This window comes from Flavihumibacter rivuli, from assembly GCF_018595685.2.
GTDB lineage: Bacteria > Bacteroidota > Bacteroidia > Chitinophagales > Chitinophagaceae > Flavihumibacter > Flavihumibacter rivuli.
This window is the reverse complement of the sequence record NZ_CP092334.1, coordinates 3,544,807-3,563,602: the sequence shown is the minus strand read 5'-3', so window position 1 is coordinate 3,563,602 and position 18,796 is coordinate 3,544,807. Positions and strand designations below refer to the sequence as shown.

The window sequence follows — 18,796 nt, the reverse complement described above, 5'->3', positions numbered from 1 at the left end:
GCAGGCTTCCACTCCGGAGCCATAAAAGTCCTTCCTGAACCACGATTACTTGAAGATATGAAGTAGATTCGTAATACATCATCGGACCATGCCCCGTCCTGCTTTAACCATCTCCCTTTGCCTGGCCATAAGCCTGGTGAGCCTGTGTACCCTTGCGCAGCCTGCTGTAACGGATACGGCTAGCCGATCCCACAGGTTGGGCAAGATCGAATACATGAGCCATTACATCATCCTGAAGCTATCCCAGAACACCGACCTCGAGACCTTTGCGGTCAAGTCGAACCAACAGGATATTAACCTGAGTCCGAATGCCAACAGCGTAACCCGACTGAGTGTCAACTATCGCTGGCTATCCTTCAGTTATGGGTTCATCGCCAAGTTCCTGCCGGGCAATGATGATGACGCCATCCGGGGGAAGACCAAGGGCAAAAGCTTTGGCCTGAACATGAATTTCAAGCGGTGGTTGCAGGAGTTCTCCTATTCCCGGACCCAGGGCTATTACCTGGAGAACACGAAGGACTTTGATCCCGGCTGGCAGGAAGGGGATCCCTATTTACAAGCCCCCGAGCTGGTGTATAAGAACTTCCAGGGCATCACGGCCTACAAGTTCAATCCGGACTTTTCCATCAATGCGTTGGCCACGCAAACCGAAAGGCAAACCCAGAGTGCCGGGAGCTTTATCCCCCAGCTGCTCTACCGGTACTATATAACCGATAACAAGGTAGAATTGGGTCCAGGTGGTTCCTCACAGAGGGCCCAAAACCTGGAATTGGTATTGGGGGCAGGGTATTACCACAGTTTTGTGCTAAAGGAAAAGTTTTACCTGGCGGCCGGCCTCACGCCGGGCATAGGTTATGTGCATACCTGGCTCACCACCCGATTCTATGATGAGGACTCCCAACAATCGGCCCAGGACAATTTCATCTTCCGGCTGGATGGTAGGGCCGGGATAGGCTACAATGGCAGGAGGTTATTTGCCGGCCTGTATGGCAGGTTATCGGCCGCTTCCTTTAAACAGCAGAACACCACGGTGATCACGGAGAATGCCAGGAGTTCAGTACAGCTCTTCCTCGGATACCGACTGCATTCCCCCAAATGGCTGAAGGAAGAAGTGGATAAGGCAGAAAAGCTCATGCCCATCAAATAGGTGGTGATCCGGTACCATATTTCATTACAATAGGACAGCGATCTTGGGTCTATTCAATCGGAAAGATGGACGATAAAAAAGGCATACCATACTCAGCACTTCCTTGCCCTCCACTATACCATTCCTGCTTCACACAACCACCTACCCAAAACCACTCCCGTGTTTTCACGGAAAATAGTGATGAGGGTAAAATAGAAGTATTCAATCCTTGCACCAAACCAAAGCCCTGATTAAATTAGAGTCACCTTAATGCTCCATCCCTTGGGACTGAGCAGGCGAAGCCATGCCAGCAATTATTATCCTGAGACATTTCGGGAGGCTGCGGCATATAACATGGGTATTTATGCCATGGCGGGCTTTCGATCAAGGGCTCAGCATTCAGAAATATAATTAACATTAGAATAAATCATCAACCAGAGTAACACGGGGACCGCCCCGGCACCAATCCCTTAACGTTAGTGCACATCATAAACAGTCACCTTGAAAGGAAAAAAAATCAGAGGACTCGCAAGAAGAAGGAAAGCTATTATTAAATGGTTCGAATCAAACGAGCTAATAAATTTTAATGTTTTAGAAAAGCACAATTACTATTATACAAAGGCCAAGATTGCTCCTTGGTCAGACTTATACAATCATCAACAATACCCTGCTGGTTATCGAATAATGCTGTTCTCAATGCTACTAAACCTCTTATCTACATGGAAAGCACAGTTGGACCAGAAAGATTATGAGTACAGGTTAGAAGTTTGGCTGTTTTGGCCAAATTTTATTGAATCGCAAGTCGTAGCATCAATAGGCGAAAGACAACTTCATTATAAGAATCTTTTTAAACCAACTGACAAACAAAAGCAGTTCCCTTTTAATTTATTTGCAAGTGAAGCAAAAAACATCAATTCAATTGAGTGGTTCCATAGTGAAAATTACGATTACTTCTGGGAAAGTGATTTTGAGGAATCAGAAAGAAATGGCAGGTTTTATAATAGATTAATTCAGAATAATCAATTCAACTTGGTTGCTAATTCAGAAGGAGAACCAGAAAAGCTGCTTTATATAAAAAGGGGAGATGTGTGGGTAGGACAACTCAAATGACGTGCGCTAACATAGGCTTCATGCAATACAGGCTGAAGTATTAAATTCAACAACAAATCACTATTTTATTGCAGAATATAGGCTAGGCAGCTGGATCCAAAATTACTGTACTGCATAAAGCCTTTTAACGTTAGTGCACATCATAAACAGTCACCTTGAAAGGAAAAAAAATCAGAGGACTCGCAAGAAGAAGGAAAGCTATTATTAAATGGTTCGAATCAAACGAGCTAATAAATTTTAATGTTTTAGAAAAGCACAATTACTATTATACAAAGGCCAAGATTGCTCCTTGGTCAAACTTATACAATCATCAACAATACCCTGCTGGTTATCGAATAATGCTGTTCTCAATGCTACTAAACCTCTTATCTTCATGGAAAGCACAGTTGGACCAGAAAGATTATGAGTACAGGTTAGAAGTTTGGCTGCTTTGGCCAAATTTTATTGAATCGCAAGTCGTAGCATCAATAGGCGAAAGACAACTTCATTATAAGAATCTTTTTAAACCAACTGACAAACAAAAGCAGTTCCCTCTTAATTTATTTGCAAGTGAAGCAAAAAACATCAATTCAATTGAGTGGTTCCATAGTGAAAATTACGATTACTTCTGGGAAAGTGATTTTGAGGAATCAGAAAGAAATGGCAGGTTTTATAATAGATTAATTCAGAATAATCAATTCAACTTGGTTGCTAATTCAGAAGGAGAACCAGAAAAGATGCTTTATATAAAAAGGGGAGATGTGTGGGTAGGACAACTCAAATGACGTGCGCTAACATAGGCTTCATGCAATACAGGCTGAAGTATTAAATTCAACAACAAATCACTATTTTATTGCAGAATATAGGCTAGGCAGCTGGATCCAGAATTCATGTACTGCATAAAACCTTTTAACGTGGTGGTAATTTTTTTCGGACACCGTATGTAATTTGACGAGCCGTATCATCTTGACAAAAAATCATGACTAAGTATATTTCAGTTTGTTTCTTTTTGTTGACACTTTGCTCATTCAGACTTTTCGCCAGTCCTCAAATGCCAGACTACATTATTTTCAAGGGCGACACTATTGCGACTTACAACTTGATTTTAGAGCAGTATTTACAAAGACATGAGACTACAAAAACTGAACAGTTATTTGATTTAAGCTTTAGAAATAGCCCAGACGGAAATTTTTCATTCAATTGCTGGAGAGGTTATCAGGCAATATATAAAATTGACAATGACAGCCTTTTTCTTGTGGAAATAATAAATTGTGGGGAGCGAAGAAACGGCAGTATAGATAAAGTGGCTTCAAAAAAAAAGATGAAGGAAGTTTTTGGTACCAACCTCATTAATGATAGAGTATACATCAACTGGTTTTCAGGCGACATAAATTTTCCATTGACCAATAAAGTATTAAGGTGGGACGGAGTTTTTTATAAAATTTACGAAAAAGAAACAGTTATAAATATTGCTTTCGGCAAGATTTTAAACACAGAAGATGTTGAGAATTACGTTGACAATCCAAGAGCTATTGACAGAAAAGATAAGGACAAAGTATCAGACATTTTGTTCAAGAAAATTTCAAAAGCAAAATGGATTAACATTGACAGCATTAATTGCTCTGAAAAATATTTAGTAACAATTGGCAGTGATGGAAAGGTTTCAAAAGTAACAATGCTTGGATACCAATCACAAGACACAATTGACAAATACTGGGAAAGGAATGAATATGACTATTGTCTTAGCCCCTTAGAAGCCTGGACAAAAATTGTAAATCAATTTAGTCACAGTAAATTTAAGGAACATGGCAAAAACAAAACGTCAATTTACACCTGAAGAGAAGTATAGCATTCTTCAAGAAGCTGAACGGGAAGGTGTAACAGAAACAGCCCGCAAATACAATCTTGCGCATTCGGTACTTAACTATTGGAAGAGGAAGTACCTGGTAAAAGGCAAAGACGGCTTAAAGCCGGGATACAAAAAGGTTGATCCACTGGTACGCTCCCTGGAGGAAGAGAATGCACGTTTAAAAAAGATCATTGCTAACCAGGCACTCGAACTGGAATTTAAAACCGAGCTTTTAAAAAAAAGCGATGCCCATTACCGGAAAGCAGGCAAATGATAGCACGTTACAAAAACAGGGTAAGTATTGAGCAGCTTTGTCAATGGGCCTGCGTAGCCAGGAGCAGCTTGTATTATCAGTCCCATCCCGGAGAAAGGGGCATGAAGCCCAGCAGCCATACCATCGTAGGAAATAATAGCCTGGTTGAAAACAGCCTGGTGGTAGAGCAGATCCGGGCAGTTGTTTCGATGGACTACTGCGTGTATGGGTACCGGAAAGTGACCGAGAGCCTGCGCGATATGGAATACCTGATCAATCATAAGAAGGTGTATCGCTTAATGAAAGAACATCATTTGCTATGTGGTGCTCGAATAAAAGTGCAGGGCAAAAGAAAATGGGTACAGCATAGACGTATTGAAGCCAGGTACCCAATGGAATATTTGTGCCTGGATATCAAATACGTTTGGGTACAGGGTGAAAACCGGTGGTATTACCAACTGGCTATTATGGATGTTTTCAGTCGCCGGATCCTGTGCTGGATTTTTCAACGAAGTGTTCGCCAGACGGATGTCATTGCCCTGATGCGCTGGCTGGACCTTCGATTCGGACTGAAGGGCGTCATCATACGAAATGATAACGGTTCCCAATTTGTTGCAAATAAGGTTCGAGCCGCACTAAAAGCACTGGAAGCACAGCAAGAGTTTACACATGTTGCCACTCCGGAGGAAAATGCTTACATCGAAGCGTTTCATTCCATTCAGCAAAGCGAGCTGATTGACCGGCATTCCTTTTCCAGTTTTTATGATGCAAAGCAGCACATAGAGAAGTACATGCACTGGTATAACGTTAAGCGCAAACACGGGGCTATCGGCTTCCTCACACCAATGCAAAAATGGGCACAAGGTATGTCCTTGTCAGCTGTTAGGCCACAACTTGCGCCGGGGACGGTGGGCTTGTCAAGGCCGGACAGCGAGGGTATGCGGACGGCGTCCGCTTTGTATAGCCTTGACCAGCACACCGAACCGGCCTATCTTTGCCTTACGGATGACCAGGACATCAACGAATCAGTAGCAAACCATTTTGAAAAATCTGTCCAGTTTATAGGGGGTTAAGACAATAGAATTCCTTCCGCCCGGAACAACTGCCTGGCTTTTTGATAAAGTTAAATATTAAGAACTAAAGCTGGGCTTTAGTCGTAAAGCCCCGAACCATCGCACAGCAGAATTACCGCTGAGGATTGCTCCAATGTCAAGCCCCAATATTGGCAATAACCATGTTGTATGCCGTATATCCTATCATGATGGCTTTGTTTTTACCTGTCCTTTGAAGCGTTTTGCAGTGATAATTACGATATAGCGTTTGGGATATGCATTGTCCATTAGAAACTTGCCGTCTTCTTTATCAATCATGTCTAATGACTTAAAGTTTTTGTCAGTTAATAGAAACAACGTCCCGGTCGCAGAACTGTCAGATAAAGCTTGTCCATTTAAAATATATTGTACTGTAGTATCAGCAATCGGTGTCGGAATTAGTTGTTTATACTTCTCTGATTTTGTGCTCAAGAAATTCCAGTAACTCTGTTTTGCTGATTTAATTGTAGTCACATAAATACCTCCGTCAACTCCTTTGTCACCAAGCAGCTTCTTTGCTTTTTTAGGTTTAACAATGCTAATATTTGAAATGTCAAACTGATTGAGAGCTTGAAATGCAGTCATATCAACTTCAGTGCTGTCAATAAATAGAACAGGGTTTTGTCCCATTTTTTTCATTGCATTTTTTGGAAGTTGTCCAAAAAAAGTCGCTGTCAATAAAAGGAGTATGATAATTGTGAAAGCTGTTCGCATTGATGGTTTGTTATGGCATACAACGTTAAGGGATTGGTGCCGGGGCGGTTCCCGTGTTACCCTGGCTGATGATTTATGCTGTTGTCAAATATAGTTCCGAATGCTGAGCTTTTGATAGAAAGCCCGCCATGGCACCAATACCCCTGTTATGTGCCGCTATTCTTTCGCTTTCGGTCAAACAATACTTTAGTGGAGTCCCAATTCACTTTGTCTGGATAATAGAACTTTTGCTTTCTTTTATAGTCAAGTACAACGTTCTCTTCAAAAGTCGTTTTTCTCACCAAATAAGCAATGTCGTTTAATGTGTCGGTCAAAATGTTCATTAGTGGTATAAGACTTTTTGACTTAATTGTATCTGTCAGGCCAATTACTGTTACACTTCTAAAAGCCGCATCTGCTTTTAGCACGTTTTGTTCAACAAAGCTTTTAACACCGTCCGCTGGTATACTTATTATTTTGTCAGGATTTAGATTAATAAAAATCGGAGCATTACTGTCAAAGTCAATAACTCTTATTGGCTTTTTATCTCTGTCGTAGAAATGCTGATAAAAATAAATTGCGCCAGTTGAATCAAAAATAAAATTGAAGCATCCGTAATAAGCATAAGGACTTAACGGCGGTGGCGGCGGCTCTTTTGGGTCTGTAGCCTTGCCTATCTCTGGTATAGCTAAACTTATTTCTTTATCGTTTGTCCTGCATGAACATCCCAAACAAATTATTAGGCATAAAAGCCATATTCTTTCCACTGTCATTTTTATATAGGATGCACAGTTAGTAGGTTTCCATATAGTGGCACATAACGAGCTGGGCTTTATGCAGGTTGGGAATTGTTATTCGTCCGCCCACAACCGCTGCTGATTGAAAATATAAAGTTGAATTTAATAATTAAAGTTGAATGTTGTTTGTCCTGCCCGAACCACAGCCTGGATTTGCAATTAGCTGATGTTTGCTGGTCACGCGCAACTTGCATAAAACCCAATGTTACCTGCATGGGCAATTATTCTGTCAGCCGTTTCAAATTTGTCAACTCTTTTTCGTTTGAGTCTTGTGTCAATCTACAAATGTCCGTATAGAACTTGTTTGCAATTGTAACTTCAGTCAGTTTACGTTTTACTTTTCTTTTTTTGTTTCGAAGTTTTATGATTTTCTCTTTCCATGCTTCAGCAAAAACAATATAATCTTTACCAACTTCAAATTCATAGCCACAGTCACCTCCGCCAAAACCTGTCACAATTTGAATTGTGTCGCTTGTGATTTTTGTTGCCTTGAATTTTGTGTCAACAACAAGAGTGAAAACTTTGTATTTGCGAATTAAATAACCTGATTGCTTTGGGTCAAACTTTAGTCCTGCTACAGAATAAGCTGTAGTGTCATAATAGTCAAAGTTTGTCACGGAAATAATTTTCCCTTTAACTGCAATGTCTGCAAAGTTTAACACGTTTTCTGTTGTCTGTTTGTCTTTGCCAATACAAGTACAAGCAAAAGTTGGTGTCGTTAAGTGTGTCAAAATAACAACTGAAAGTATTGCAAATGTATGTTTGAAGTTTAGTGTCATGCCTTGCAGGTAACGGCCAGGTATTGCTTTGCAGGTGGGGAAATAGGATTCCGTCTGCCCATAACTGCTGCCGATTGAAATTATTTAGCTGAAGTTATTAACTAAAGTTAATAGTTGCTGTGTCTGCCCGGAACCGAAGATGAATAGCGCACAACCGCCTATTAAGCGTTCGTCCGCCCCACTTGCAGCAATACGAATGTTGTACGCCGCTTTTAGTTAATTTGATTTAGAACTGCTAACATTTTATTTAACTTCAATTCCCGTTCAATTTTATATGTGTCACCCCAAAGCGAAAGTATTTCCGGCATGAGTTGACGCTTGATTGCAATGATAGCCGTTTCCTTAAAACTAGAATAAATAGTTCCTTCTAAATAAAATTGTCCAAAAGCGATTGAAATAATTGCTGCGTCAATGCCCGACATATAACGACTACTTAACTCACTTTCCTTTAAATATGGAGTCAATTTATTTATATCTGTTTCATAAATGTCAAATTTTGGATATCCCCATTTATTTATTTGATCAAATAAGAAATCTGCTGGGTCATCATTTATGTGATTTGTTCTCCAGTCTTTAAAGCCGGCATATGTATCTGCTCCATCGTCATTACCAAAAGGTCCGGTTTCGTCAATAGGGCTGAAATAAAAATCTTCTTTCAATAATACTTTGGCTTTTGGATGAGCTTTGTCAAAAGTGGGTGAATAGTCTGACATATTTTTTGTTTGCTTTTGGGTAGTGGTAATTTTAGGAATGCCAGTACCTTTTTGCGACTTGTCTTTTGTCTGTCCGCAAGCAGTTAAAGTAAAAAGTAAGTATGCTAAAATTTGAGGTCTCATAAAGTGGCGTACAACGTACATGCATTGGTGTAGGCGCGGCATTTATTCTATGCTGCTTGACCAAATGCTGATCGTCTATAAATAGCTGATTAATTAATTCAAATTTTCAGTAGGACCACTGTCGCCGCAACTACAGCTGATCAGTGAAATTATCGCCAAAGCGTATTACGTCCGCCGTGCTTACACTAATGCAATTGTTGTAGGCAGTATTTGAATTTAAATGAATAATTCAATTAAAAATGTCCAGATAAAATAGGTCATAATTAATAGGCCATTGGAAAACAACTTATCAATTGTCCGAGTATGACTAATCAATGACTTCTCATATATTTCTCGAGCAAGTACTTTATCATAGTATATAAATACTAAATAGTCTGGATTAATATAACCATCCCTGAAACTTTTAGAATATCTCCACAAAAATATTTTATCGAATAAATATGCCAATACTAACCAAATGAAAGAAGGAAGGAGAAGTACTAATTTGAGTTTATTTTCAATTTGATCAGTAAAATAATATAAAATTCCAGTTAGTGATAATAGAATAAACAACCACATAGAGTAATTACGTTTCTTCCAAATTTCTTGAGTTCGAAAAAAATATAAATAAATTGGAAACAATGAAAGAACTAATATCACTATCGTCTTCAAAGTCATTATTTGCTTATTTATAGTGTCTTGGTGCCGAACAGAGGGTATTAATATTGCCTACAACGCGTTTATTTATGTAATTAAGCGCTGGGTTTGGACTAAAATTATTGCTTGGAAATCAAATTGTTATGGTTATACAAAACACATTTACCTAGCATCAATACACAATGATCATTTAAAATTAATTAAGCAGAATGATCAGGGATAAATACCCTCTTTTCAATTAACGACCCAATGTACACGCCTTCTAATGAAGCAAAACACGGTTCATAAAACTAATGTTAACACCACCAAAAGACCTCAAATAACCTGGTTTAGGCCTGTAGCGGGGAAAAATTGGATACATACACAGTCCATAAAAAACATTCAAAAAAAACCTCCCCCTAACCACCATTACCCAAAGCTTCGCCCCCTCACCCCCAGAAGGATAAGTTTAACAGCCCACTTAAAATAACAAGCGGCCCTCAATATTGCAAGTGGAAAAATCCAAGTTCTGGCTCTTTTAACATTTGGCAGGATCCCATACTTACGGATTTGCTCAACCCGGGGAAACCTTAATGGAAAAGGGTAATGGGATGAAGTAGGCTTATGCCGGGGGATAGGTGCCGGGGGAATCCATGTGTTTCCCCGCATGATGAATTATCCTCTTGTCCAGTATAGTTCCCAATACTGGGACTTGACTCTAAATCCCGCCTTGGTACCAATAAAATAAGCCCCCCATAAATCAGACAGCATTTTGGCAGATTAAATGCCTATTTTTTGTCATTATTCCCCATTCTACCGGAGTAATATTATTCCAGGATACATGCGGTCTTCGATTATTATATTCGTCCACCTATTCACCTGTAAAGTCCCGGATCTGATCCAGGTCAAAGAAGATAAATGCATCCAGTATTGCTTCCCGGTAAAGTCGGTTGAAGCGTTCAATATAACGAAAAGGGCTTTATGCAGTCCAGGATTTCCGTGTTAATGTAGTCCGCCTCGTCCTGAAACACTTTATGAAACTTTGAGAATAGTTCTATTTTAGGCTTTTCTTCTTTCATGTCTTTTCAGCATTGCCACTAACGTGGAGGGCTTGCCGATGTACCGGACTTGCCATTCCTATAAATTCCGCTGATATTGACCCCCGTATTCCGGGGCAAACTGACCCCACCCTTGATAGTTAGCTGAGGTACTGTAAGACAAAGAGCGGTGGGTTGCTATTCAAATTTAAATAGGCTATAGTTTTTCCGGTTATTTTTTTCTCCTCAGTGATTCCCCTTTCAGGTCTATGCGATGTGCGCTGGCTGTCAATCTGTCCATTATGGCATCCGCTACGGTAGGTTCATTGATGTATTCATACCAGGCGCTTACAGGTAGCTGTGAGGTAACAATAGTGGATCTTCTCCCATGGCGTTCTTCCAGGATTTGTAAAAGGGCCAGCTTGATGTCCTGCTGCATGGGTTGTAAGCCAAAGTCATCGAGTATGATCAGCGACTGGCGTTCCAGGTGGTTCAATAGTTTCAAGTAAGTACCGTCCAGTTTGGACAGGGTTATTTTCTCTATAAAACGATTCATGCTCAGGTAAATGGTCTTGTGTCCCTGTAAACATGCCTGGTGGCCGAGAGCGCAGGCGAGGTAGGATTTTCCACAGCCTGTCGCCCCTGTTACCAGGATATTGTCCCCGTTTTTCAGGTACTGCCCTTCGAGCAGTGTAGTGAGCTGCTGCTTGGTCAGGTTCCTTGCTGCGGAGCAGTTGATCTGTTCCGGTATGGCCTGCAGCCTTAGCTTAGCCAGTTTAAGATAGTAGGCTGTCTTTTCCTGGCGGCGGTAGAGCTGTTCATGCTGGAGCAGGTGTGCCACCAGTTCATGTGATTCCAGTTGCTGATGCAAGGGCAGCTCCAGTTGTTGCTGGTAAGTTTGGGCCATACCCATTAAACGGAGCTCTTTCATCTGTTCCAATGTGGATGTTGTGTTCATTGCTAATGATAGGTTTTAATGTGCTTATTGATATTGTTGGGGACCTCGGATATTGGTATGGGATGGCAGTGGGGTGTCATTGGGTATGCGGACCTGTTTATCCTTACCGCAATGCAGGATGTTCTTGATCATCGTGTAATTAATGCGCATACCCGTCAGTGCCAGTTGGCAGGCTGCTTCCAGGCGTTGCGACCCGTACCGTTTTTCCAGCATCAGCATGCCATAACAGGACTTGTAGTTCTGCTCCATGTAAACACTGTTGCCTAGTATTTTCTCTGCCACACTGCCCACACAGGGGCCTATACGGTAAGCCTTACTTAGCAAGCCTTCCTGCGTCCAGCCCTTCCTGGCTGCCATGGCCTGGTGGTTGGGTGGCATGTGTTCCCCAAGGGTGGTGTATCCCCTGCCGTTGACACTGCGTGGATGCCAGGCAATGCGTTGGTGGTCATGGTAGATCTCTACGGAGCGGTGGTCATACCAGACCTTGACCTTCTGGCCTGCATATTGCCAGGGCACGCTGTAGTACAAGCCGTCTTCCCGCAGTTGTATATGGTAGTTGCGCTGTACGGTCAGTACGGTTCCTTTTTTAAGGCAAAGGGGGGCTGAAGGAAGGGTTTTTAGAAGGGGCTGCTCTTCTGCCAGGAAGAGATCCTGTCTGCTGAAAGAGGATCCCTTGTAAGGAAGTTTGTTCAGGCGCTCCAACTGCTGAAGAAAATGATGATTGAGCTCGGCAAGGGAGTGGAAGGTATGTTTGCGCAAGGGGGCATATACATTCTGGTATACAATACGCACCGCCTTCTCCACCATGGCCTTGTCCCGCGGCTCATAGGGTCGCGTAGCACTAAAAGTGGTGCCATAATGCTCGCTCAGTTGGTAACAGAGATCCGTAAAGACAGGCTCGTATTTATCGGAACGGGTAACAGCAGTGCTGAGGTTATCACAGAGAATGGTCTGGGGGCTGCCACCAAAATACCGCAGCATCTGGTTGCAGCACTCCAAAAAATCGGCCGTCTTCTGGCTGGGAACGGCATAACAGAAGATCAGTCCGCTGAAGGGCAGCGTAGCTACAAATACTTCACAGCTGATCCGCTCTTTAGATGTGCTATCAATGTAATACTGCTTCTTGCCGGCGAAGTCGATCATGATCTGTTCGGCCGCCCGGTATTCCAGGTGCATGGAGACATCCTTATTGCGCAAAAATGCCTTCAGGTAGTAGCAGTACTGGCTGTACTCATAACCATCCGGGTGTTGTTCGCGATACTCCCGCCACAGCAGCAGGCGGGTAACGCCCGGCCTCGCCAGTTCCTGCTCAATGCCTTCAAAATGCAACAGCAGGCACTGGTAGGCTTTGCTTTTATAGGTAGAACTATCCTGGTTATACAGGGCTGCGGCAAGTTCTTTATCGTTATCCAACAGGGGATTGCACTCATTGGCTTGCCCGCGGCGCAGGTATCCCCTGATGGTATTACGGGCAATCCCGGTAAGCCGGGCAATCGCCTTGATGGATTTGCCTTGCTGATGAAGGGATAATACTTGTTTTAACTGGTCCATTTTTATCGGATTGGCTGCCATCCCGTTCTATTTTAGGGGGGCAATGCTACAACAGCAACCAACAACCGATCTTGTAACAGTAGCTCAGCTATGCAAAAGGGGGGTCAACATGTGCCGGAATGACAGTGGAAAAATCATGTTGTAAACAGGGCGGGCAAACCGGAATTGACCCAAAAAGGGGGTCAATTTGCCCCGGAATCCCCATCAACTAAACACCAGGAAGGGGGTCAGCTTGGTCCGGAATCTACAATCTTGGAGTTTCCTACCCAAATGCCGCTGACTTGAATAATGCACGACAACTTGGCAAGAGTGCTGGCGGAGAGATTAAAATTCATGGTTTGCCCAACGGCAAGGCGTTTATAGGGCGCTTTCATAGATTTTATGACTGGACAAATGGCTGTATTGCGCTTACTAACGAAGAAGTCTGCCAACTGTATGATAGAGTCTTAATTGGTACACCTATTGAGATTTTTGAGTAATAAACTTGCAAATAACATGAAGCTTGGCATAAAGCGGGACCACTGGGTTTGGTTTAATTCAACGGCTGGCTTAAATTGGCTGAAAAGGAAAAATAGCCAATTTCGCCAGCCTGGTTCGTGCCGGGCCCGGACTGAGTCAAGCCCGGTACGTTGTAGGCAATAGGCAGAACGTCCTTGATAGTACTGCAATAAAAAACAGCTGGAAAATTAAACCGTAAGCGTGTTAGGGCCAATGAGAAAGCCAAATACTGACAAATTATATCCCTTAAGAGTATGGGTACTAGATATATTTCTTATTGCACCGTTGGTAATTTTGATAGGCGCAACAATAATGGATAAAAATTTCTTTCGTGAAGGTGACAATTGGTTCCTCCTTATTCTATTTGTGGTTTTTGGGATGTATTTTTCATTGCCGACATTAGCTGTGACATATTTTGCATTTAACTTATTTACCAAATATGAATATTCCAAGGTAGCAGTAAGAGTATTGTGCTGCGCAATTTCAATTATTGGAATTGTTGTGACTTTTTTTCTAATTAATGGTTCTGAGATGTATAAGCTCATATTTGTTTATTCTGTTTCGACAATTGCATCATTTGCAATTCAAAAACTGGAGCATTGCTGAATGTACTGCATACAACATGGGAATTAGAAAAAGCGGGCTGCCAACACCCAAGCGAAATTCATATTTATAATGCGCTCGCCTTCGCCAATACCTCACCGTTGATGATATTGGTACGACAGACCTCACACAAAAATGAAAACCTTAACACCTAAAATACTAACTTCTTTTCTGCCAATTGTGACAACAATATTTGGTTGGACATTCTATAGTCGTTTAACAATGGACTATAATTCCGAAGGGTTATATATATAAAATCAGCTTTTGTTTATCATGTACAATCTGTATTTATTTATGATGCCAATACTTTTGTACTTTTCTGTTTGAAATTATTGAAAATTTTAAAAATGAAAAACAAGATAAGACAAGTATGAGCGTTTGGAGAAAAAAAGCGATAGAATGTGCACCTGAATTAAGAGCAGTATTTCAAGCCTCAGATCTAACACCTTATACTGTTTTTATGGAGCTTTTGCCTATAACACGCCAAGCACATTTAGACAACGACAATGATAAGCTGACTAAAATTTACTCATTTGCTGAATGGTGTCACCGACAAAAGGATGAAAAACTATGGAACTCAGTCGGAGTTTGTTTTTATGAACATTTGGTTGACACAGACGAAACATATTTACAGTTTACAAATTGGATATCGAAAAAAATTTATTTTGACATAAGAGATCTATTAAACCACAGAGCGGACGAAAATCAAATGAAACGACTTGATCAATACTATGGATATAAGACAAAGAAATAAAACCACTACCACCAACATAGTATTGGTACTAGTGGGGCTGACAGTTGCAAACTCAACACTTATATTTTTTTTGACCATTTGTGCAATTATTGGGCTGACGTTTTTTAAATGTACCACCATCGCCAATACGTAAAACGTAAGCGGATACTATGAAAACCCGACAAGCAATTTTCAAATATGAAAATAGAAATGAAACCATTGAGAATCTTGTTGCGATTCGCCGTATTTATTACAGTTGCTTTTTTTGTGTTTAATTATTTTTTTTCAACTCTAAATAAGGTTGAGGAAGAAAACGAAATTTATTTAAATAATGATGTTCAATTTGGCGGTATTGTTAAAAGTTTAAAGGTTTCCAATAACCATCGTTTCGGAATAATAACTCTCAGCGTCGTAGAAAATCAATCGACTATTTTTAATCAAAACTCGTCCGATGATAGAAGTATGTTATTCCCATACAGTTTAGAAAATGATTTCGCTGAAATTTATGAATATGTTCCCTCAGGATTGTCTGTAGGTGACAGTATATATTTAAATTCGAAAGAAAGGTTAATCAAATATTTTTATACAAAAGAAAATAAACAATTCAAAGGGCGATTGAAAATGATAACAGATGGCTTTGACATTGATTTTGTTAATCAAAACTCACAGCTCAAATTACTTATCAAAAAGTAAAAAACATTTCAGCCGCCAACAAAGGCATAGGCGACAAGCGGGCGGGACGGCCATGCCATCAACATTATTTATAAATCAGCTGTGGAATAGTGCTGCGGTAGGAAAGAAATTCGCCGCAACCAGGCGGATGGTATACTAAATCCGCCTGACCGACTATTCCCGTCCGTTGTGAACAACTAACCATATTGTATGAGTAAAGAAAACGTGGATCCTCAACTTAAGCATATTGAAGAATTGAGAGAATTGTTCGATAAACTTCAAAAGCATTTCAACGTTCAAGAATCTGAAATCTTAGATGCTTTGTATTTGAGGCTGGATCATAAATATAATTTTGAGTGGGCGGGCGACATATGGAATTTAAATCTTTCGTTTGACGATGCGAAACATATTCTCGAAGATTTCGACTTTGCCATCCTACGCGACGTGATTGAGACGGACATTTCCCTACTACCATCAGACTTGAGAATCAATCGTAAAGCCAGAGTCAAATTTAAAGGGGACATTTGGGTAATACATAAGTATGACCAAGATCCATTTCCGTCATGTCCACATGCACACAATATCTACAACGGTATCAAGTTGGATCTAAGTAATGGGAAATGTTATCGAGTCAGAAAGCATATCTATACTCTAAATCGAAAAGACTTTCTAGAATTTCGTAAGAATGCTGTCCAAGTTTTTAAAGGTGTTTTGCCTACGCTTACTTTAGAGTAACCCACTGCACACAACATTCAGTTTGGCAATATGGCAGGACGACGTACCTATATTCAGCATTTTGTTCGCTATTCAGCTTCGGCTTAAGTAGACGAATAACGCCAAACAACAGATTAAACAATAAAATTTCAGTTATAGACTTAGCTGCGCTAATGGAAAAATATCATTACACTCCGCCACATTGCCAAACCGTGTCCGTTGTGTTATACTGAATACGACCCTCTCAATGGCATTACTACTAATGATTGCAGTGCTTTTACTTTCCTTGTGGACATGGATTTGTTACCTCTTAATAAAATTCATAGCAGGAATTATAGGCAACCTCCTAAATCCAAACTTAACAGTAAATAATACTGCTGTATTTGCTGTTTCGTTTTTTGTTGCAGGAATTTCTTTATACTTTATACTCTTTTCGACTCCAGCAAAAAATTATAAGACAGCATATATTGAGAATCAACAAGGAGTGCTTAAAGTGACAGTTAAAGGCAAAAGAGTTTTAATGGCTCATGACCCTATTTCAGCATTCCTTCGACAGACTTATGAAGACAGTCTTACCTTCTTATTACCAAGAAATAAAGGGGTTATTCAAAGCAATGAAATCAAAGAATTGCAGGGCCGATACAAGCCGACAGGAACCATCTCGATAGACAAGGATGAAATGTCCATCAAATTATATTATGACAACGAACAGACAGACCCTTATAGCTGGAACGGAAAATACAATTTACAATTCAGGTGATATTTTCTTTACGACGAAAAGCAGCACCCAACAAAGGGTTTGGCGGCAGTCGGGGGAACACAGAACAGGATATTGGCCAGTAGTCGGTTATTCAGCGGTGGCTTCAAAGGGACGCTCATCGCTCAAATTTTGCAGCTGAGCCTTAAACTAATTATCTCTATCGGGCAGTGGTATGGTAGGCAGACACAGCTATGAATGTCCTCCCGACCGACAAGTGCTGAACGTAATATGCCATTTTGAAACCTGATTGCCAGTGGAAATATGCCTAAACATAAATTAGCGTAAACTTTTATGGTCTTATCAAAACCCAAGGCTTATTTACTATTAATTAGTGCTTTCATTGCACTTGCCCTATTCTATCAAACTGTTTGGCTATTTAGCAGTACGGTCAATGGTAAAATTGTTCAATATTCCAGGGGAGTTGGAAAATCAAAGAGCCTATCATTTGTAGAGGCCAATTATGAAGTAAACAATGAGCTATTCAATAGTGTCTATCTAAGGAATGGATATCTAAATAATGATGGCAATATACCAATTAGATATCTCATATTTTGCCCTGGTGTATCGAGAATGGATACCGTTAGTGGAAATTGGGGGTTAGTATTTTCCACTGGACTTTCATACTTCCTAATTACAACTATCTGTTTTTTGCATAGAGATATAATTCCGAAGGATAAAAAAGTGAAAATTCAAGTTAAACCACCTTTCATTTCGGTTTATCCGTAAAATTAATCTTGAGTTTGTATTTTGAATTTTTGTGTAAACACTAAACAACCCGCATATAAGAAGAGCATTTGGCTTACCAGGGCGGGTCGTTGGAACTTCAACGATAAATCATTGATGTATACAGGCTAAGGATTGTCCGGTTTCATTTTGTCTTTTGAATATAAACAAAGACTTTCGCAAATAACAAATCAGCAGACCCCTTCGGGACGTTAGTAATGGTCCTGTCGAACCAAATCCCTAGACGTTGTGCGCAATCGTAAATTGAAAACCTGCGATTAACTATTAACCTCCAAGCAGGAGATTTAATCTCAAAAAATGAAAATACTTGACTGGCTTTATATTTTTTTCTTATTAGCCTTTATAACAATTTTCATAGCCAAAATCATCATTCAAATTATTTTAGATAGAAGAAACGGCTACCCAATTGTATATGGCAGTGCGTGGGGACATGTAAGCTTTCTTCCCTATAATAAAGAAGTAGCAGAAGAAGATAAAAAATTAAAGACTATATGTAATAAGTTGCAAAAGCTGACTATATTCTCGTTGTCAATATTCTTATTTGTATTTTCTATTAGAATTCTCTCATCTAAAGGCCAATAGATACCTGCGCATAACAAAAGTAATTGCAAAGGTATGGCTGGTGAAAACCGTTCTGCATCATTCTCATTCTACCTGGCAGTGGTTATTTGAATGTCCTGCTTAGACCGACAATCAAGGATTACCAACATCATCCAACAACTTATATTTTAATTTCTAAAACTTCAGGATCAAAAATCCAACAAATCGAAAATACCCGGCTGCTGCTTGATACATATTACCCCCCTGAATTCCATTTAAAACACCTTTAAACATTTTTTGACAAGCCAAATACATGATTGAACGGGACTTTCAAGAAACAGAGAACACGGGATTGAAAACCCATCTCGACTGCCTCCACCAATACTTCAATTTCCTACTAACCGACTACGGGTTCCATTTAAAAAGCAATGGATTCCATGGTAGAGAGTTTTGGACCATTTATACAAACATGATAATCGACATTAAAATCATGTTTGAAAGCAGTTCCGAACTACCCTGGGTCTATATAGAGCAATGCAATAAACAGGATAACTATCTGGTCATTTCAGCATATAGCAACATAATGAAATCCATCCTTCAAACCCAAAAAGACCGGATCGAGCCGCTTTTATCAAAGTATCTAAGCAACAACTACGATTCTACTGAACTCGAAAAGGATTACATAAGCTTCGGGCAATACGAGCACAGGGAGTACATGAAAGAGGCTGCAATAACCCTAAAAGATATCCTTGAAAATAAAAGCACAGCTATTAAATTACTATAGATTTCAGTTCACTATATTGTCGGAGGAGCAAACAAACCCTCTGTTATTGAAAATAGGGGGAAACCAAAAAATTG

Annotated in this window: 21 protein-coding genes; 14 read left to right on the top strand and 7 right to left on the bottom strand. The window is 40.3% G+C overall.

Going from position 1 to position 18,796, the window contains the following annotated elements:
* Window positions 1–88 precede the first annotated feature (88 nt).
* The 6 genes from KJS94_RS15130 (at window position 89) to KJS94_RS15105 (ending at window position 5,390) form a co-directional block, all read left to right on the top strand.
* The gene (locus KJS94_RS15130) at window positions 89–1,147 is read left to right on the top strand and encodes a DUF4421 family protein (RefSeq protein WP_214448593.1); all 1,059 of its coding nucleotides are present in this window, start codon (window positions 89–91) and stop codon (window positions 1,145–1,147) included.
* 480 nt (window positions 1,148–1,627) lie between these two features.
* Entirely contained in the window at window positions 1,628–2,236 is a 609-nt protein-coding gene (locus KJS94_RS15125; protein ID WP_214448594.1) for a hypothetical protein, read from the top strand.
* 155 nt (window positions 2,237–2,391) lie between these two features.
* Window positions 2,392–3,000, top strand: a complete 609-nt coding sequence (locus tag KJS94_RS15120) for a hypothetical protein (protein ID WP_214448595.1) — start codon at window positions 2,392–2,394, stop codon at window positions 2,998–3,000.
* A 266-nt stretch (window positions 3,001–3,266) separates the two neighbouring features.
* Window positions 3,267–4,052, top strand: a complete 786-nt coding sequence (locus KJS94_RS15115; RefSeq protein WP_214448596.1) for a hypothetical protein — start codon at window positions 3,267–3,269, stop codon at window positions 4,050–4,052.
* Window positions 4,021–4,338 carry a transposase gene (locus KJS94_RS15110; protein ID WP_214449558.1) on the top strand — a complete coding sequence of 106 codons (318 nt, stop codon included), beginning with the start codon at window positions 4,021–4,023 and terminating at the stop codon, window positions 4,336–4,338. Before KJS94_RS15115 ends, KJS94_RS15110 begins: the two co-directional genes overlap by 32 nt.
* A complete protein-coding gene (locus KJS94_RS15105; RefSeq protein WP_214449559.1) occupies window positions 4,335–5,390 on the top strand; it encodes an IS3 family transposase in 1,056 nt (351 codons plus the stop codon). The genes KJS94_RS15110 and KJS94_RS15105 overlap by 4 nt, the downstream gene beginning before the upstream one ends.
* Before the next feature lie 183 nt (window positions 5,391–5,573).
* On the opposite strand, the gene KJS94_RS15100 is transcribed toward KJS94_RS15105, so the two are convergent.
* From KJS94_RS15100 to istA, 6 genes are all read right to left on the bottom strand, one after another.
* Window positions 5,574–6,122, bottom strand: a complete 549-nt coding sequence (locus KJS94_RS15100; protein ID WP_214449554.1) for a hypothetical protein — start codon at window positions 6,120–6,122, stop codon at window positions 5,574–5,576.
* Window positions 6,123–6,268: 146 nt separating this feature from the next.
* Window positions 6,269–6,874 carry a hypothetical protein gene (locus tag KJS94_RS15095; RefSeq protein WP_214449555.1) on the bottom strand — a complete coding sequence of 202 codons (606 nt, stop codon included), beginning with the start codon at window positions 6,872–6,874 and terminating at the stop codon, window positions 6,269–6,271.
* Window positions 6,875–7,119: 245 nt separating this feature from the next.
* A complete protein-coding gene (locus KJS94_RS15090) occupies window positions 7,120–7,677 on the bottom strand; it encodes a hypothetical protein (RefSeq protein WP_214449556.1) in 558 nt (185 codons plus the stop codon).
* A gap of 212 nt (window positions 7,678–7,889) precedes the next feature.
* Window positions 7,890–8,534 carry a hypothetical protein gene (locus tag KJS94_RS15085; protein ID WP_239804182.1) on the bottom strand — a complete coding sequence of 215 codons (645 nt, stop codon included), beginning with the start codon at window positions 8,532–8,534 and terminating at the stop codon, window positions 7,890–7,892.
* Window positions 8,535–10,397: 1,863 nt separating this feature from the next.
* Window positions 10,398–11,123: an IS21-like element helper ATPase IstB gene (gene istB / locus KJS94_RS15075; RefSeq protein WP_214449553.1), complete on the bottom strand. Its 726-nt coding sequence runs from the start codon at window positions 11,121–11,123 to the stop codon at window positions 10,398–10,400.
* Window positions 11,124–11,147: 24 nt separating this feature from the next.
* Window positions 11,148–12,695: an IS21 family transposase gene (istA, locus tag KJS94_RS15070; RefSeq protein ID WP_214449552.1), complete on the bottom strand. Its 1,548-nt coding sequence runs from the start codon at window positions 12,693–12,695 to the stop codon at window positions 11,148–11,150.
* Window positions 12,696–12,916: 221 nt separating this feature from the next.
* Between istA and KJS94_RS18255 the strand changes: the two genes are divergently transcribed.
* Window positions 12,917–13,153 (top strand): L,D-transpeptidase family protein, encoded by a 237-nt coding sequence (locus KJS94_RS18255; RefSeq protein WP_440136705.1) that lies wholly within the window; start codon window positions 12,917–12,919, stop codon window positions 13,151–13,153.
* 207 nt (window positions 13,154–13,360) lie between these two features.
* Here KJS94_RS18255 and KJS94_RS15065 read toward each other — a convergent pair whose 3' ends face one another.
* Entirely contained in the window at window positions 13,361–13,717 is a 357-nt protein-coding gene (locus KJS94_RS15065; protein WP_214449546.1) for a hypothetical protein, read from the bottom strand.
* A 428-nt stretch (window positions 13,718–14,145) separates the two neighbouring features.
* Between KJS94_RS15065 and KJS94_RS15060 the strand changes: the two genes are divergently transcribed.
* The 7 genes from KJS94_RS15060 (at window position 14,146) to KJS94_RS15030 (ending at window position 18,722) form a co-directional block, all read left to right on the top strand.
* Window positions 14,146–14,529, top strand: coding sequence for a DUF7674 family protein (locus KJS94_RS15060; protein WP_214449545.1), 384 nt, complete (start codon window positions 14,146–14,148; stop codon window positions 14,527–14,529).
* Window positions 14,530–14,706: 177 nt separating this feature from the next.
* The gene (locus KJS94_RS15055) at window positions 14,707–15,201 is read left to right on the top strand and encodes a hypothetical protein (protein ID WP_214449544.1); all 495 of its coding nucleotides are present in this window, start codon (window positions 14,707–14,709) and stop codon (window positions 15,199–15,201) included.
* A gap of 189 nt (window positions 15,202–15,390) precedes the next feature.
* Window positions 15,391–15,915 carry a hypothetical protein gene (locus KJS94_RS15050; RefSeq protein ID WP_214449543.1) on the top strand — a complete coding sequence of 175 codons (525 nt, stop codon included), beginning with the start codon at window positions 15,391–15,393 and terminating at the stop codon, window positions 15,913–15,915.
* Window positions 15,916–16,141: 226 nt separating this feature from the next.
* Window positions 16,142–16,654 (top strand): hypothetical protein, encoded by a 513-nt coding sequence (locus KJS94_RS15045; RefSeq protein ID WP_214449542.1) that lies wholly within the window; start codon window positions 16,142–16,144, stop codon window positions 16,652–16,654.
* A gap of 291 nt (window positions 16,655–16,945) precedes the next feature.
* Window positions 16,946–17,380, top strand: a complete 435-nt coding sequence (locus tag KJS94_RS15040; protein WP_214449541.1) for a hypothetical protein — start codon at window positions 16,946–16,948, stop codon at window positions 17,378–17,380.
* A gap of 315 nt (window positions 17,381–17,695) precedes the next feature.
* Complete coding sequence (locus tag KJS94_RS15035; protein ID WP_214449540.1) at window positions 17,696–17,980, top strand: hypothetical protein; 285 nt, start codon at window positions 17,696–17,698, stop codon at window positions 17,978–17,980.
* Between the two features lie 271 nt (window positions 17,981–18,251).
* Window positions 18,252–18,722 carry a hypothetical protein gene (locus tag KJS94_RS15030; RefSeq protein ID WP_214449539.1) on the top strand — a complete coding sequence of 157 codons (471 nt, stop codon included), beginning with the start codon at window positions 18,252–18,254 and terminating at the stop codon, window positions 18,720–18,722.
* Window positions 18,723–18,796: the final 74 nt, after the last annotated feature.